Origin of the sequence: Streptomyces sp. NPDC049597 (genome assembly GCF_040675505.1) — a bacterium.
GTDB lineage: Bacteria > Actinomycetota > Actinomycetes > Streptomycetales > Streptomycetaceae > Streptomyces.
In genome coordinates this window covers 51,963-67,045 of the sequence record NZ_JBFAOY010000022.1, presented here as the reverse complement: position 1 = coordinate 67,045, position 15,083 = coordinate 51,963, and the positions used below count along the sequence as shown (strand labels likewise).

The window sequence follows — 15,083 nt, the reverse complement described above, 5'->3', positions numbered from 1 at the left end:
CGTGGGGGGCTCCGGTCTTGGACGCGCACGGTCCGGGGCTGATCTTCTGCGTGTCATGAGCGAATTCGAGAACACCAGGGAGGAAGGCGGCCGGCGGTCGTTCGTCCGCAGGACGCTGTTGCGCGGCGCCGCACTCGGAGCGACGGCGCCCCTGCTGCCCACCGCGGCAGGGGCGGCGGAGGGGACGGAACGGAGCGGAGGCGCGGTACCGGGAGTACGGGCGGACAGCGCGAGCCTGCGCTGGCTCGGGACCTCGGGCTGGCGGTTCGACATCGGCGGGCGCGGTGTCCTGTTCGACCCGTACATCACGCGTTTCGAGACCGGCCTGTTCGGTCCGAAGGGCGGCTTCGACCCGGCCACGGAGCTGATCTGTGACGAGGAGCTGGTGGCCCGGCACGCGGGCAGGCCGGAGACCGTCCTGGTCAGCCACACCCACTGGGACCACGTCAACGACGTCCCGTACATCGCGAAGTCCACGGGAGCACGGGTCTTCGGCACGGAGACGACGTACCACGTGCTGCGGTCCCTCGGGGTGGATGCGGGCCAGATCAGCGTCGTCAAGGGCGGCGAGGTGCTGGACTTCGGCGACTACACGGTCGAGGTCGTCTCCAGTCGGCACAGCCGCAACGCGAAATGGTCGTACTTCGCCCCGGGCACGCTGAACGCGCCGCCACCGCGTGCTCCGCGCACCGTATCGGACCTGCCGGAGGGCGACACACTGGCGTTCCAGCTGTCCGTGGCCGGCGGTCCCTCGGTGTTCCTCATGGGGGCGAGCGACATCGACGAGCGCGCGGTGGCCGGGATGCGCCCGGACGTCCTGATGGCGGCGGTGCCCTCCAGCCGGGCGACGCACCGCTATGTCCCGCGGCTGCTGGATGCGCTCGGCGGCCCCGCGACGGTCGTCCCGGTGCACTGGGACCACTTCGAGAGGCCGCTGAGCGGGCCGCCGTTGCGGGATCCGGTGATGGACCTCGACGGTTTCGTCGCCGAGGTCCGCCGGTGCAGCCCCACGTCCCGGGTGGTCGTCCCGGACTACGCGACCGCCTTCGGGGCTGACATGCGGCCGGGGCCGGCCGCTACCTCTTGACCTTGCGGTTCGCCCGCAGCCACTCCCTGTTCATCGCGGCGATCGAGGGCAGCGGGATGCCCTTGGGGCAGGCGGTCGCGCACTCGCCGGTCAGGGTGCAGCCGCCGAAGCCCTCCTCGTCCATGGCTGCGACCATGTCGAGCACGCGGGTCTCGCGCTCGGGTGCGCCCTGCGGCAGCACGTTGAGGTGGTTGATCTTCGCCGAGGTGAAGAGCATGGCCGAGCCGTTGGGGCAGGCCGCCACGCAGGCACCGCAGCCGATGCACTCGGCGTGCTCGAAGGCGAGGTCGGCGTCGGGCTTGGGCACCGGCGTCGCGTGGGCCTCGGGTGCGGATCCGGTGGGGGCGCTGATGTAGCCGCCGGCCTGGATGATGCGGTCGAAGGCGGTGCGGTCGACGACCAGGTCCCTGACGACCGGGAAGGCGGCCGCCCGCCACGGCTCGACGTCGATGGTGTCGCCGTCCTGGAAGGAACGCATGTGGAGCTGGCACGTGGTGGTGCGCTCGGGGCCGTGGGCGTCGCCGTTGATGACGAGCGAGCAGGCGCCGCAGATGCCCTCGCGGCAGTCGTGGTCGAAGGCGACCGGCTCCTCGCCGCGCAGGATGAGGTCCTCGTTGAGGGTGTCGAGCATCTCCAGGAAGGACATGTCCGGGGAGATCCCGTCCACCTCGTAGGTGGCCATGGCACCGGGGGCGTCGGCGTTCTTCTGGCGCCAGACGCGCAGGTTGAGCTTCATGCGTAGCTCCGCTGGGTGGGGTGGACGTACTCGAAGACGAGGTCTTCCTTGTGGAGGACGGGGGCTCGGCCCGTGTCGGTGAACTCCCAGGCCGCGGCGTAGGAGAACTCCTCGTCCTTGCGGGCCGCCTCACCGTCCGGCGTCTGGGACTCCTCGCGGAAGTGACCGCCGCAGGACTCGGTGCGGTGCAGTGCGTCGAGGCACATCAGCTCGGCGAGTTCCAGGTAGTCGACGACGCGGTTGGCCTTCTCCAGCGACTGGTTGAACTCCACGCCGCTGCCCGGCACCTTGATGCGGCGCCAGAACTCCTCGCGGATCTGCGGGATCCGCTCCAGTGCCTTGCGCAGCCCGGTCTCGTTGCGGGCCATGCCGCAGAACTCCCACATGAGTTCACCGATCTCGCGGTGGAAGGAGTCGGGGGTGCGGTCGCCGTCGACCGAGAGCAGCCGGCTGATCCGGTCCTCGGTCTCGGCCACGACCTCCTGCACCACCGGGTGCTCGGCGGTGACCGGGTCCTTGCGCGGGGTGCGGGCCAGGTAGTCGTTGATGGTGGAGGGGAGCACGAAGTAGCCGTCGGCCAGGCCCTGCATCAGGGCGGAGGCGCCGAGCCGGTTGGCCCCGTGGTCGGAGAAGTTGGCCTCGCCGATGGCGAAGAGGCCCGGGACGGTGGTCTGGAGGTCGTAGTCGACCCACAGTCCGCCCATCGTGTAGTGCACGGCGGGGTAGATCCGCATCGGCACCTCGTACGGGTTCTCCGCGGTGATCCGCTCGTACATGTCGAAGAGGTTGCCGTACTTCTCCTCGACCTTCGCCCGGCCCATGCGGGCGATGGCGTCGGCGAAGTCGAGGTAGACGCCCTGGCCGCCGGGGCCGACGCCGCGCCCCTCGTCGCAGACGTTCTTGGCGGCGCGCGAGGCGATGTCACGCGGCACGAGGTTGCCGAAGGAGGGGTAGATCCGCTCCAGGTAGTAGTCCCGCTCGTCCTCGGGGATCTCGTTCGCCGGGCGGGTGTCGCCCTTCGCCTTCGGGACCCAGATCCGGCCGTCGTTGCGGAGCGACTCGCTCATCAGGGTCAGCTTGGACTGGTGGTCGCCGGTGCGCGGGATGCAGGTGGGGTGGATCTGGGTGAAGCAGGGGTTGGCGAAGTACGCGCCGCGCCGGTGGGCTCGCCAGATCGCGGTGGCGTTGGAGTTCATGGCGTTCGTCGACAGGTAGAAGACGTTGCCGTAGCCGCCGGTCGCGAGGACGACCGCGTCGGCGAAGTACGTGGAGATCTCGCCCGTGACCAGGTCGCGGGCGACGATGCCGCGGGCGCGGCCGTCCACCACGATCAGGTCGAGCATCTCGGTGCGGGCGTGCAGGGTGACGTTGCCCGCGGCGATCTGGCGGGAGAGGGCCTGGTAGGCGCCGAGGAGGAGCTGCTGGCCCGTCTGCCCGCGGGCGTAGAAAGTGCGGGAGACCTGGACGCCGCCGAAGGAGCGGGTGTCGAGCAGTCCGCCGTACTCGCGGGCGAAGGGGACGCCCTGCGCCACGCACTGGTCGATGATCTCGACGGAGATCTGGGCGAGCCGGTGGACGTTCGACTCGCGGGCGCGGAAGTCTCCGCCCTTGACCGTGTCGTAGAACAGGCGGTGGATGGAGTCGCCGTCGTTGCGGTAGTTCTTGGCCGCGTTGATGCCGCCCTGGGCGGCGATGGAGTGGGCGCGCCGCGGGGAGTCCTGGTAGCAGAACTGCTCGACGTGGTAGCCCTGTTCGGCGAGGGTGGCGCCGGCGGCGCCGCCGGCGAGTCCGGTGCCGACGACGATGACGGTGTGGCCGCGGCGGTTGGCGGGGTTGACGAGCTTCGCCTCGAAGCGCCGCTTGTCCCAGCGTTCGGCGACGGGTCCCTCGGGCGCCTTGGCGTCGGTGAGCGGGGCGCCGGTCTCGTAGCCCCTGTAGTCGGCGAAGTCGTTCATGTCAGCTCACCACTTCGGTCATGACGGCGACGGGTACGGAGAGGAATCCGGCGGTCAGTGCGAGCGCCAGCACGTTCGCGGCGGTCTTGAGGACGCGGTCGCGGGTGGCGTTGCCGACGCCGAGGGTCTGGGCGGCGCTCCAGAAGCCGTGCCGGATGTGGAGTCCGACGGCGAGCATGGCGACGATGTAGATCACGTTGCCGTACCAGGTGGAGAAGGTGTCCACGACGTTCTGGTAGGGGTGGCCCTCCTGGAACCCGCCGGGGTGGGCGGTGCCGGTCGTCAGGTCGAGGATGTGCCAGACGATGAAGAGGGCGAGGATGACACCGCCCCAGCGCATGGTGCGGGTGGCGTAGCTCGCGCGCGGCCGCTTGTGGACGTAGCGGCTGGGACGTGCCTTGATGTCGCGCCGGCTGAGCTGGTACGCGGAGACCGCGTGCCCGATCACGGCGGCGAGCAGCACCACGCGGACGAGCCACAGGGCCCAGGAGTGGTGCAGGACCGGTGCGCCCATGGTGCGCAGCCAGTGGCCGTACGCGTTGAACTCGTCCGGCCCGAAGAAGATCTTCAGGTTGCCGAACATGTGGGCGACCAGATACCCGAGCATGATCAGACCGCTGACGGCCATGACCGTCTTCTTGCCGATGGTCGATGCCCAGAAGGTGCGCGTCCTGGACGGTTGCCGTTCCGTCCGCGTTGCCAGAGCCATGTCCTCGACGCTAGGGCCGGAGAGCACGAGAGGTCCAAGACATGATTCGGCTCACGTCCATAGGCTCTCCCTATGGAGGCTCTAGAGTGGCACCATGCAGCTCCAGCAGCTCCGCTACTTCGTCGCGGTCGCGGAAACCCGTCACTTCACGCGCGCCGCCGAGCTCGTCCACGTCTCCCAGCCCTCCCTCTCCCAGCAGATCCGGGCCCTGGAGCAGGAACTCGGCGCCGACCTCTTCGCCCGCGCCCGGGGGAACATCGCCCTCACGGACGCCGGTGAGGCGCTGCTCCCGCTGGCGCGCCGCATCCTCGCCGACACCGAGACGGCCCGCCGCGAGGTGCAGGAGCTGGCTCAGCTGCGCCGGGGCCGGGTCCGTCTCGGCGCCACGCCGAGCCTGTGCACCGGTCTGCTGCCGCAGGTGCTGCGGACCTTCCACGATCTGCACCCGGGCATCGAGATCCTGATCGAGGAGTCCGGCTCGCACGACCTCGTACGGGAGCTGGCGCGCGGTGCGCTCGACCTGGCGCTGGTCGTGCTGCCCCTGCCCTCGCCCTCGCCGGCGCTGACCACGGTCGAGCTGCTCTGGGAGGATCTGGTGGTCATCTCCTCGCCGGCGGTCGCGGCGCCGCCCTCTCCGGTGCGGATCGCTGATCTCGCGGGCGAGCCGCTGGTGATGTTCCGCCACGGCTACGACCTGCGGGAGCTGACGGTGGCCGCCTGCCGCGCGGAGGGATTCGAGCCGTCGTTCACGGTGGAGGGCGGTGAGATGGACGCCGTGCTGGGGTTCGTACGGGCGGGGCTCGGCGTCGCCGTCGTGCCCAGCATGGTCGCGGAGGGCGCCGGAGGGGACCTGCGGGTCACCCCGCTGGCCCGCCCCGGCCTGCGGCGCACGATCGCGCTCGCCCACCGCAGCGATGTGGCGCCGCCGCGTGCGGCCCGCGAGCTGCAGCGGGTGCTGCTGGACTCGCGCGCCTGAGCGGGCGGGGGCTGGGGGGGGGCCCGGGCCCCCCGCGGGCCCGCGGCGCCGCCCCCCCCCCCCCCCGCGACTCCACCGGGCCGTTGCCTACGGGCTCGGGCGTGGTCCGGACGAAGCAGGCGTCCTCGGCATAGAAGCGGATCTGCGCGTACACGTGGTAGCCACCGGAGTGTTCGGCCAGGTAGCACAGGGGTACGAGGGCTGAGGCTGCTGCGGGGCCGGTCATCGCGCGCAGTGCTGTACCGGCGATGGCCTCGGGGAACAGGGCGCTGCCGGCGACGGCTTGGCTGTTCGTGAGCTCGTTTCCGGCGGAAGTGAGGGCGGTGACGGGGCAGTCTCCGAGCGTGTCCCATCGCACGACCACGGTGTTGCTGGGGGCGGTGACCTCCTGGTGTGGGACCCGGACGAGGAGGATGGGATCGTCCGGGCGGTGGGGCGCGGTCTGGTTGAGAAGGTGGATGGGACCCACGACAATCCAGGCTCCACGTGCAGCTGCTGCAGTGTGCATGGCTGGTTTCCCTTTCTGGCGCGGTGCCCGCGCCAATGAATGCGGGCACGCCCCTGCGTCTGCGGGTGGCGCCGCTGCTCTGCTTGCGTGGCGGGTGGTGCTTCCGTCTCTGCGACTTGGGATGGCTTCCCGCTGGGTGGGCGTGGGCGGCATAGGGTGGGCGGGGTGATCCACGGTGAGACGGGAAAGATGATCTTGGATGCGGTGGTCGCCGATGTCGGGCTTGCTGCCTTGGAGTTCGATGACGCGCGGGCGTGGCTTGAGGGGGCGCGTCATCGACCGATGGAGCCGCTGGCGGCAGAGGTCTGGGTGACCGATCCCGCCTTCGGGCACGTCGTGCTGGTGAAGCACCGCTGGCGTGGCTGGGTGCCGCCAGGTGGCAAGGTCGAGCCGGGGGAGACGCCGCGCGCCGCGGCGGCCCGGGAGCTCGCCGAGGAGACCGGCGTGCGGGCTGAACTGCTGCCTGCGCCGGCGGCAGTGTCCGTGCGGTCGTACCACTCCGATTGGTCGCCAACCCTGGGGCTGTCGTACGCCGCGATCGTGAGCCGCGATGTGCCGCTGGGCGGGGAGAGCGGGCAGCCGCCGCGCTGGTTCGCTCTCGACGAGGAGTGGGAGTCCGTCTTCCCCGACGACCGCGACCGCATCCGAGCGCATGTGCGGCGGCTGGCCGCAGAGCACTCCGTCGGTGCGCACTGACCGACGGTCCTGGAGCACGGTCAGATCACCCTGTCGATCTGGTCGAGGATGTCGCTCGGCATGGTCACCAGCTGCAGATCGTGCAGGAAGCGGACCCATACGGCTGCGAGCCCTGGCCGGGCCGTGAACTCGGCCTCGCTGACCTGCCCGGCGGCGTATGCGGCGGTGCGCTGCGCCTGCTGCTGGAGCTCGTCGGGGTGGATCCATCGCGGGGTCCGCACCTCGCGGGCGGATGGGCGGATCTCGCCGGAGGCCTGGGCCTCGAAGATCGTCCACTGGTGTCCGACGGTCCCGTCGTTCGGGCGTCGGCACCGATTGGGCGCCCATACCTTGCGCAGCAGGTGGAGGCGGGTGACGGTCAGGCCGACTTCCTCGGCGACCTCGGCGACGGCGGCCCGCTGCGGGCTGCCGTGGGAGTCGATGTGACCGGCGACGGGCGCCATCCCGAGCGGGAACGTGGCCCGGTCGAAGACGAGGAGCCCGGCCGGGCTGGAGATGAGCACTCCGACGCTGGTGTGATCGCACCGCGTTTCCGCGGAGGGGAGCGGCTGCGTCACGGCTGCCTACTTGCTCGCTGTGTCACGGTGACGAGCCAGCTCGTCACCGTCGCCGCGTCAGGACTGGTCTGGGCGTAGGCCTTCTTCAGAATCTCCATGCGCTGGGCGTGGGTGAAGTCACCGGCGGGGCGGGCGAAGACAGGGATGGACAGCCAGGCCCGTTTCTCGGCCATGGTGCTGTGCTGGGCGGTCACCTCCGTGTCCACCAAGTCGAGCCCTGCGGCTGCCAGGTGCTCGGTGACGGACGCGAGCGGCAGCTTGGGGCTCTTGCTGTCGGCCGCAGGCGGGGTGTAGCCGTGGTCCCGGGCGGCGACTTGGTGGATCAGGGTGTTCAGCGAGGGTCCGGTGCGTCCGGTCTGCTCGTCGGGGTGGGTCACGCCGGCGAAGCCTCCGCCGATGTTGAACACGAACCGGCCGCCGGGCCGTAGGACGCGGCGCGCCGCGGCGAACACGGCGGCGATGTCGGTCTTCCAGATCGCAGAGTTGCAGACCACGGCGTCGACCTGCCCCGCCGGGGCGTGATGGTCCACGTGCTCGGCGGGGGCGGTGACCCAGGACAGGCGTGGGTCGGTCAGGGTGCGGCGGCCGATGCGCTGCATGGCGGCGGCGTTGTCGAGGGAGATGACGTGGGCGCCGGGCGGAGCCAGGGCAAGGATCGCCTTGGCGGTCGCTCCGGTCCCGCCGCACAGGTCGACCACCAGGCGACTGTCGGTCAGGTGGGCGCGGTGGGCGAGGTCGCGGCTGGTGTCGCCGTACATGGGGAAGTCGTGGGTGAAGGCGGCGTAGGCCTCGGCGGTGGTGTCTTCGTCCCAGCCGAGGACGGCGTCCTGGGGTGCCATGGTGGGTGCCTCGCTTGACGGAAGGGCTCCCGCCGCGGGGGCGGGAGCCGGTCTGTTCAGAACAGGGATGCCTGGACGGCCGTGTCCGGGGAGGTGAAATGTCCCAGGGTGATGCGGCGGCCTTTGAGGGCGCCGAGGTCCAGTAGGTAGCCCGGGTCGTCGTCGTCCAGGACGGCCAGGGCCTGCGAGCCGACGCAGGAGACAGTGGTGAAGCCGTGCTCGCCCTCGCGCACGTCGTGCGGGTAGAGCACCCGCTCGCCGGCGGCGGTGCGCAGGCGATCGCCTGCTGCGGGCGCGGCCCATGCTTCCTGCACCGCGGCCACGTTCATCTCCGCCAGCGCCCTGGCGGCGCGGGCGACGTCCTTGTGGTGGGCGGTGCGGGCGGCGGAGAGGTCGCGCAGCTCGGCCAGCGCGCGGAGCTTGGCGGCCGCGCGCACCGTCTGCGGCACCTGCAGGCGGCGGGTCAGTGCGTCCTCGAGGTGCCGCACCGCGCGGCCGTCGGCGGTCTTGGCCAGGTAGGTGGCGAACAGGGCACCCTGCTCGTCGAGGCGGGAGCGTTTGCGCGGCTCGGCCGCGGTGCCGACTTTGGTGGTGCCGTCGGCGAAGGTCGCCAGGTACAGCCAGTGCGGCTGGTCCATGTACCGGATGAGGGCCTGGGGGGCGTGACCGCCCTGGTGGACCTGGTGGGCGAAGCGGAAGTCGTCCTGGCCGGAGCAGCGGGCGCACTGGCCGCTTTGTACGGCCGTGGCGCGGTCGGGGCAGGCGAGGGGCTCGACGTGGACGGTGTCGGCGAACCGGTACCGGCCGGTGCACCACCGGCCGGTACCGCTCACCTGGAAGCCGAGCCTCTGGTTCATGAACTCGGCGTAGGCCAGCGGCCCGCCGGGCAGCGGGGCGAGCAGCAGCCGGGGGGCTCCGGTGGCCCAGGTGATGCCGTGGCACACGTACTCGCCGCCGGACGGCAGGGTCTGTGGCATGGTGCGATCCTCGTCGTGTGGGATGCGGGTCGGTTCAGATGGTGAGCTGCAGGCGGTCGGCAAGGGCGCCGGCGGCGGTCTTGAAGACCGCGTCGCGGTCCATGTCGGTGACGTCCAGGGACAGCCAGTTACCGCGCTGCTCCTGTTCGCGCAGCTGGGCCAGGACGGTGTCCTGGTAGCGGATGAAGTCCTCGTCGCCGGTGCCGGAGTGGCCGGTCTCCAAAGAGGTGAACTCGCCCTTGCGGGCGAGAGCTTCTCGGGAGCCGATACGCAGGAAGATCACCAGGTCGGGTTCGGTGAGGTGGGCGAAGACCTGTTCGGCGAGGCGGGTGGAGACGTCCGGGTTGACCGCGTAGCGGGCGAGGATCTTGTGGTGCGCGTTGTCGAGGATGACGTGGGTGCCGGCGGCCAGGGCGGGCTGGATCACGAGCCGGTCCTGGAGGGTGTACCAGGCGGCCAGCGCCAGCAGCCAGTAGTGGTCGCCGCAGGCCTGTGCGACGCGGGCGTCGCGGCGGTAGACGAGCTCGTTGAGGCGGTCGACGTAGGCGGACAGCTCGTCGTCCATGGGGACGTCGGTGCTGTGCTTGCCGACCAGGATCGCCGGGTGACCCGCGTCGTTCAGGGCCTGGTGCAGGCGTGCGGCGAGGGTGGACTTGCCGGCCCCGTCGATGCCGGTGACGGTGATTAACCGTCCGCGCGCGGGGGTGATGTCGTGTTCTTCGACCGTCATGGTCGTGTTCCTCCCTGGGGTGTTCAGACGGGGCGGGCGGCCAGGCGGCCCGCGATGATGTCGCGGATCCGGTCGACCAGAGCGGTGCGTCGCCGGACGACATCCCGGTGACGCTCATTGGACAAGTCCGCGGGGTAGTGGCGGGCGAGATTGTTGGAAATGACGTGGAGGTAGCCGAAACCGATCCCCGCGTGTCGAGCGGCGGCGCCCATGGGGCCGATCTCCGGATCGACGAAGGCGTGCTCGGCGTGCTTGGTCAGCCAGTCCCGGTCCTCGAGCAGGATCGACGGCGAGGTCACGTGGACACCTGTGTGCACGCCGGGCTGGGCGGCGGCGAAGTCTGCGAAGAAGTCGTCCCACGTGACCAGGGCGCCGCCGACGAGGCTCTCGTTGCCGGTGGCGAGAACGGTGTTGGGCTCGATCTCGGGGTCCAGAGCGCCGACTTTGCCGACGTAGACGACGTCGCGGGCACCGAGTGCGGCGAGCCGGGCGACGACCCGGCCGGCGACGTCGCCCCAGATGCTGTGGTGGAAACCGAGGTAGACCACCTGGCGGCCGTGCAGCACGGTGCGCTGCCAGGCGTAGCCGGGACCGCGGGTCCACACGCCGTCGGCCGGGGCCAGGTGGGCCAGGCCCCAGCCGACGATCACGAGGTCGCCGTCGAGGTCCAGCTCGAGCAGGTCGACGGCCGCGTGGCACAGGGCCGGGTCGGGCAGCTGGTAGGTGACGGTGTGGGCCGCCCGGCCGGTCATGGCCAGGTAGGTGGCGATGATCAGCGCGTAGTGGTGGACGTAGTCCGTGCCGGGGAACGCCTTGACGACCAGGTCGCGACCGTGGGCCTCGGCGGTGGGGCGCTGCCAGTTGAACAGCTTGCCGGTCTTCTCGTGCGTGGAGATGACCGCCTGGCGGTCGTATCCGCCGATGACGCGGATGCTGTCCCAGGGCTGGGTCTGGATGAGGTGGTGGACTTTGATCTGCAGGTAGCGCAGCAGACTGTCCTCACCCATCGTGTGCCCGTCCACCGCGATCGGTGCCGCCCGCAGCACTGTGCCGGAACTCGCGGTCACGAGCGGGTCGGGAAGCAGGCTCACGAGCGTGCCTCCCAGATCCGCACGGTGCTGCCGGCCGCGTCGCGGACGACGGCGATGTTGCGCCGGATCAGTTCGAACCGCTCCTCGGGGATGGGGCCGAGGTCCTCGATGCGGGGTGTGGTGGGCTTCTCGTACGGTCCGCCGGGCAGCATGGCGATGCCCATTGCACCGAGGATGACCGGGGCAGCGCCGTCCACTGAGGCGATCCATTCGTGCTCGCGCTGCTCGACCAGTTCCAGGTGCCCGGTCCGGCCCAGTCCGAGCAGCCGGTAGACGATCCGCTCCTCGACCATGCCACGGTCTTCCAGGTAGCGCGTGGCCGTCCAGCGGGTGCGGCACAGCTGCTCCTCGGGGGCGGGGCGCCGGGAGGCGGGCAGGGCGATCGCGCCGACGTAGTCGCTGGAGGCGAAGTGGTCGTAGCAGCGCAGCCACTCCTCGTCGTCCGCGGCGTGCACCACGGCGCACAGGCGGAAGCCGTCGCTCAGGCCGAGGATCTCGCGAGCGGCCTCCTCGCTGGCCTTGATCGTGGCCGGTCCGTCGCGCATGACGTCCGGGAGGATGATCTCGCGGGCGTCGACCGCGCGGGCTGCCGTGACCAGGTCGGCCGATGGCAGCGCGTGACCGAGGTCGAAGACCCCGTTGTCGACGATGATGTCCGCGCCGCGTTCAGCTTCGCGGCGGAAGAACGTGCAGTAGACAGGGTCGGTCAGCACCCGCTGGGCGGCCACATGGTGCACGCGGGCGGGCTCCTGTGCGACGAAGTCATTCAGGTAGGCGGGCGGGGCGATCACGGACACGTCGATGCTCTTGGCCATCACGCAGCCCTCCACTGGCCGGTCGCGAGGGTGAGGAACTGCTGGGAGAGCACGGGATCGCTCCGGAACCGGCCGCCTGTGTGCAGCGTGGTGGTGCGGGCGTCCTCCATCCGTACGCCTCGCATGCTCATGCACAGGTGGGTGCCGCGGACGGCGACGGCGACGTCCTTGCCGCCGATCACACCGGAGATCTCGTCAGCGACCTGCCGGGTGAAGCGCTCCTGCACCTGGAGCCGACCCGCATACCTCTGGGCGATGCGGCCGAACTTGCTCAAGCCGACGACCTCGCCAGCCGGTACATAGCCGGCGAGGATCTCGAGGTGCATGGGCAGCATGTGGTGCTCGCAGAGCGACCAGACGCTCATGCCGCCCACGACGACCATCTGCTCGCCGAGATGGCTCTCGGTGAAGCACGTGGCGACCGCCGACGCGTCGGGGGACAGGAACTCGGCGTACCAGGAGGCAACGCGGTTCGGCGTGCCTGCCAGGCCGGCGCGGTCAGGGTCCTCGCCGAGGGCGGACAGGAGCTGGCCGATCAGCTCGGCAACGCGTTCGGTGTCGATCGGAGGTGAGCTGATGGGATCGGCCGGGGGTGGCACGGTCACGCTGTGGCCGGGTGCCGGCCTGTAGACGGCATGCGTCATGGACTTCGCCTCTCCATGAGGGGGAGTAGGGGATGGGGCAGGAGCGTCAGCGGCCGCGCGTCTCTGCGAACGCGAGGACGTGCAGACGCTGGGTGAGAATCCACCCGCGGGACGCGACAGCGTCTGCGAGCAGACGGGTGGTTGCCACCAGACGCTCAGGCGTAGTGCCTTCCGGCATCACGTACACCGGCGCGAGGCCGTACTGATCGGCCAGGGCTTCAATCTCGTCCAGCTCTGCCACGGTTCGCGTGACGAACTTGAACACCGCGCGTCCGCTCGCCGCGAAGGCGTCCAGCGCGGACGGCCGGATCCGCCTGTCCTTCGCGACACCCGAGTTGCTGAGCTTCGGGGACACGTTGAAGCGGACGCCGTCGACCAGCAGCGCACGGTCGGGGGCCACGGTTCCGTTGGTCTCGAACTCGACCCGCTTGCCGCCGTCCAGCAGCCCGCGCACCAGCGGGATCAGCGCCGGCTGCTGGAGCAGCGGCTCACCGCCGGTGACGACGACCAGCTCAACAGCAGAGGCGAGCGCCCACGCCACCAGATTTGCCACCGGCTGGCGCGTGGACTCCTTGCGGGGATCGAACTCGTGCCAGTCCCACGTGTATTTGGTGTCGCACCAACCGCATGTCAGGTTGCACCGCGACAAGCGGATGAACAGAGCCGGTACGCCGCAGCTGGGGCCTTCGCCCTGGAACGTCGGCTGCGTGTCCCCGAAGCACTCGGCGGTGATCAGCGAGACGTCGGCCGCCGCGGCGTTTGTGAGCTGGCGGCTCTCCGCGTCGGGCGTCTTCATCGCTGCTCCACGTCGAAGCGGGCCCAGCTGCTGCCGGTCTCGCGTACCTGGACCGCGGCCAGCCGCCCGGGGATGTCCGGTTCGATGTGCCGGATGAACCATGCGGCCAGGTACTGGGCGAGGAGCTCGGAGGTCGGCTCCACGGGAAGGATCTCGTGCAGGTTGTGGTGATCGAGCTCGTCATCGAGGAAGGCCTTGAAGGGTTTGAGATCGCCGAAGTCGGTGACGAAGCCGGGGGCTTCAAGGGTGGCTGCGGTGAGAACCACCTCGACCTCGTAGCTGTGGCCGTGCTGCCGTGAGCACTTGTGCTCCGGCGGAAGGCTGGGCAGCTGGTGGCCGGCCTCGAAGTCGAACCTTTTACCGATCGTGAAGGTGCCCGCGACAAGCGGGAGGGCAGGCTGACGGGTCATGACTCTCCTGAGAACGTGGGGAGGGGGGCCTGGTGCGGCACTTGCACCTGAACGCGCCCTGGCGTGGATGAAGGGCGGCCGGTATGCCGCTCGGAAGATCGAGTGTCGGCCAACTGTGCGCCGGGCAACATCAGTTGGCGGGAGTCCCGCGGGAGTCCCGGGGCCTGCGGCCTAGGCGGGAGGCGAGCCCGTCTGATTGGATTTCCGGGTGCACGAACCCACCCGCCACCCGCTGACTGACGCCCGGGTGGCCATGAACCTCACTCGGGTCGATCTGTCTGCACGGATCCGCGAGTCGGCACGCCAGCATGGGCTGCGATCCGGCGTGGACAAGGCCCGAATCCGCAAGTGGGAAGTGGGCGGCGTCGTCCCCGACGCCGACAACCAGCGCTACCTTGCCGAAGCCCTCGGCGTCCCCGTCCAGGCGGTCGAGGAACGCGAGTGGCCCCACTGGCTGCCCAGCGCCGACGGCGGAGTCGTCCCGCTCGGCCCCACGAGCACCGTGCCCGCCCTCCGAGAGGCATTGAACGCCACCATGAACCGCTCCCGCCGCCACGTACTGAGCGCGATCTCTGGTACGGCCCTGATCTCCCTCTCCGGAACCTGGGCCGGCACCGAGAGCCTCACGCACACCAGCGACCCCTCCCGGGCGGGCAAGCCGGTCGGCGACGAGCTCGTGGCGCTGCTGGAAGAAAGCACCGCCAAACTCGCCAAACTGGCCACGGAACAGCGCCAGCACACCGCCGCCCTGATCGACGCCCACCTGACGACCGTGACCGACCTGATCGAAACCGGCCGGCATTCCGGCACGGTCACCAAGCGGCTCCACACACTCGCCGGGAACTTGTCGCAGACCGTCGCCTGGCACCGATTCGACTCCGGCCTCCACGCCGAAGCCGCCCGGTACTGGATCGCAGGCCTGCACAGCGCCCACGCCAGCGGCGACCGCGACATGGGCGCGGCGCTCCTCGGCGACCTCGCCTACCAAGCCTCCTGGCGCAAGGACCCAGCTACGGCTGAAGGGATCCTCGAGCGAGCAATCTCGCGTACGGAGCACCCGGCCGCTCGATCTCTCCTCCACCTGCGCCTCGCCCGCGCACTCGCCGCTCAAGGCGAACAACGCGCCACTCTGCGTGCCCTGAAGGCGGCCGAGCATCTCCTCGGCACCGCCTCCGGTGTGCCCAAACCGGCTTGGTGCGCATGGCTGTCCGAAGCCGATCTGGCGGTCGACTCCGGCCAGTGCCTCCTCGACCTCGGCGACACGGCGCGCGCTCACTCGCTCATCCGCGAGGGCCAGAAGCTCCTGCCGTCGTCCCGTGCCAAGACGAGGGGTGTCTTCCTGGCATACCAGGCCAAGAGTCATCTCGACCTGCACGAGCCGGAACTGGCGGCCGCGGCCGCCACCGAGTCTCTGCAGCTTGCGCTCCGCATCGGTGCCCCGCGGTGCATCCGACTGGTCCACGACCTCATTCCGCAGTTCCAGGACCACCAGGCGGCCGAAGGCGTTCCCGCGCTGCTCCACCTGGCTGCGGCCTAACTGGCACGGTGCCTCAGCGC

Annotated in this window: 16 protein-coding genes; 4 read left to right on the top strand and 12 right to left on the bottom strand. The window is 70.4% G+C overall.

Annotated elements, in window-relative coordinates; genetic code table 11:
• The first annotated feature begins 55 nt into the window (after nucleotides 1-55).
• Nucleotides 56-1,087 carry an MBL fold metallo-hydrolase gene (locus AB0K02_RS23665; protein WP_365994502.1) on the top strand — a complete coding sequence of 344 codons (1,032 nt, stop codon included), beginning with the start codon at nucleotides 56-58 and terminating at the stop codon, nucleotides 1,085-1,087.
• Here the strand turns inward: AB0K02_RS23665 and AB0K02_RS23660 are convergent.
• The 3 genes from AB0K02_RS23660 to AB0K02_RS23650 are packed head-to-tail and all read right to left on the bottom strand — an operon-like array spanning nucleotide 1,077 to nucleotide 4,487.
• A complete protein-coding gene (locus AB0K02_RS23660; protein WP_365994501.1) occupies nucleotides 1,077-1,823 on the bottom strand; it encodes a succinate dehydrogenase/fumarate reductase iron-sulfur subunit in 747 nt (248 codons plus the stop codon). The genes AB0K02_RS23665 and AB0K02_RS23660 overlap by 11 nt on opposite strands.
• Nucleotides 1,820-3,778, bottom strand: a complete 1,959-nt coding sequence (locus AB0K02_RS23655) for a fumarate reductase/succinate dehydrogenase flavoprotein subunit (protein WP_365994500.1) — start codon at nucleotides 3,776-3,778, stop codon at nucleotides 1,820-1,822. Before AB0K02_RS23655 ends, AB0K02_RS23660 begins: the two co-directional genes overlap by 4 nt.
• A gap of 1 nt (nucleotide 3,779) precedes the next feature.
• A complete protein-coding gene (locus AB0K02_RS23650) occupies nucleotides 3,780-4,487 on the bottom strand; it encodes a succinate dehydrogenase (RefSeq protein ID WP_365994499.1) in 708 nt (235 codons plus the stop codon).
• Between the two features lie 94 nt (nucleotides 4,488-4,581).
• Between AB0K02_RS23650 and AB0K02_RS23645 the strand changes: the two genes are divergently transcribed.
• Both AB0K02_RS23645 and AB0K02_RS23640 read left to right on the top strand, forming a co-directional pair.
• The gene (locus tag AB0K02_RS23645; protein WP_365994498.1) at nucleotides 4,582-5,463 is read left to right on the top strand and encodes a LysR substrate-binding domain-containing protein; all 882 of its coding nucleotides are present in this window, start codon (nucleotides 4,582-4,584) and stop codon (nucleotides 5,461-5,463) included.
• Nucleotides 5,464-6,136: 673 nt separating this feature from the next.
• Nucleotides 6,137-6,667: an NUDIX domain-containing protein gene (locus tag AB0K02_RS23640; RefSeq protein ID WP_365994497.1), complete on the top strand. Its 531-nt coding sequence runs from the start codon at nucleotides 6,137-6,139 to the stop codon at nucleotides 6,665-6,667.
• 20 nt (nucleotides 6,668-6,687) lie between these two features.
• Here AB0K02_RS23640 and AB0K02_RS23635 read toward each other — a convergent pair whose 3' ends face one another.
• Genes AB0K02_RS23635 through AB0K02_RS23595 form a run of 9 tightly spaced genes read right to left on the bottom strand, consistent with a single transcriptional unit; the run spans nucleotide 6,688 to nucleotide 13,526 of the window.
• On the bottom strand, nucleotides 6,688-7,224 hold the full coding sequence (locus AB0K02_RS23635; protein ID WP_365994496.1) for an NUDIX domain-containing protein: 537 nt from the start codon (nucleotides 7,222-7,224) through the stop codon (nucleotides 6,688-6,690).
• A complete protein-coding gene (locus AB0K02_RS23630) occupies nucleotides 7,221-8,063 on the bottom strand; it encodes a class I SAM-dependent methyltransferase (RefSeq protein WP_365994495.1) in 843 nt (280 codons plus the stop codon). The genes AB0K02_RS23635 and AB0K02_RS23630 overlap by 4 nt, the downstream gene beginning before the upstream one ends.
• 56 nt (nucleotides 8,064-8,119) lie before the next feature.
• On the bottom strand, nucleotides 8,120-9,040 hold the full coding sequence (locus AB0K02_RS23625; RefSeq protein WP_365994494.1) for a DUF2797 domain-containing protein: 921 nt from the start codon (nucleotides 9,038-9,040) through the stop codon (nucleotides 8,120-8,122).
• Between the two features lie 34 nt (nucleotides 9,041-9,074).
• Entirely contained in the window at nucleotides 9,075-9,770 is a 696-nt protein-coding gene (locus AB0K02_RS23620; protein ID WP_365994493.1) for an AAA family ATPase, read from the bottom strand.
• Between the two features lie 23 nt (nucleotides 9,771-9,793).
• Complete coding sequence (locus AB0K02_RS23615; protein WP_365994492.1) at nucleotides 9,794-10,861, bottom strand: hypothetical protein; 1,068 nt, start codon at nucleotides 10,859-10,861, stop codon at nucleotides 9,794-9,796.
• Nucleotides 10,858-11,676: a hypothetical protein gene (locus AB0K02_RS23610; protein ID WP_365994491.1), complete on the bottom strand. Its 819-nt coding sequence runs from the start codon at nucleotides 11,674-11,676 to the stop codon at nucleotides 10,858-10,860. Before AB0K02_RS23610 ends, AB0K02_RS23615 begins: the two co-directional genes overlap by 4 nt.
• Nucleotides 11,676-12,320, bottom strand: coding sequence for a GTP cyclohydrolase I (gene folE, locus AB0K02_RS23605; protein WP_365994490.1), 645 nt, complete (start codon nucleotides 12,318-12,320; stop codon nucleotides 11,676-11,678). Before folE ends, AB0K02_RS23610 begins: the two co-directional genes overlap by 1 nt.
• 46 nt (nucleotides 12,321-12,366) lie before the next feature.
• A complete protein-coding gene (locus tag AB0K02_RS23600; protein WP_365994489.1) occupies nucleotides 12,367-13,116 on the bottom strand; it encodes a 7-carboxy-7-deazaguanine synthase QueE in 750 nt (249 codons plus the stop codon).
• Nucleotides 13,113-13,526: a 6-carboxytetrahydropterin synthase gene (locus AB0K02_RS23595; RefSeq protein WP_365994488.1), complete on the bottom strand. Its 414-nt coding sequence runs from the start codon at nucleotides 13,524-13,526 to the stop codon at nucleotides 13,113-13,115. The genes AB0K02_RS23600 and AB0K02_RS23595 overlap by 4 nt, the downstream gene beginning before the upstream one ends.
• 325 nt (nucleotides 13,527-13,851) lie before the next feature.
• Here AB0K02_RS23595 and AB0K02_RS23590 point away from each other — a divergent pair, with 325 nt between their 5' ends.
• Complete coding sequence (locus tag AB0K02_RS23590) at nucleotides 13,852-15,063, top strand: XRE family transcriptional regulator (protein WP_365994487.1); 1,212 nt, start codon at nucleotides 13,852-13,854, stop codon at nucleotides 15,061-15,063.
• Nucleotides 15,064-15,083: the final 20 nt, after the last annotated feature.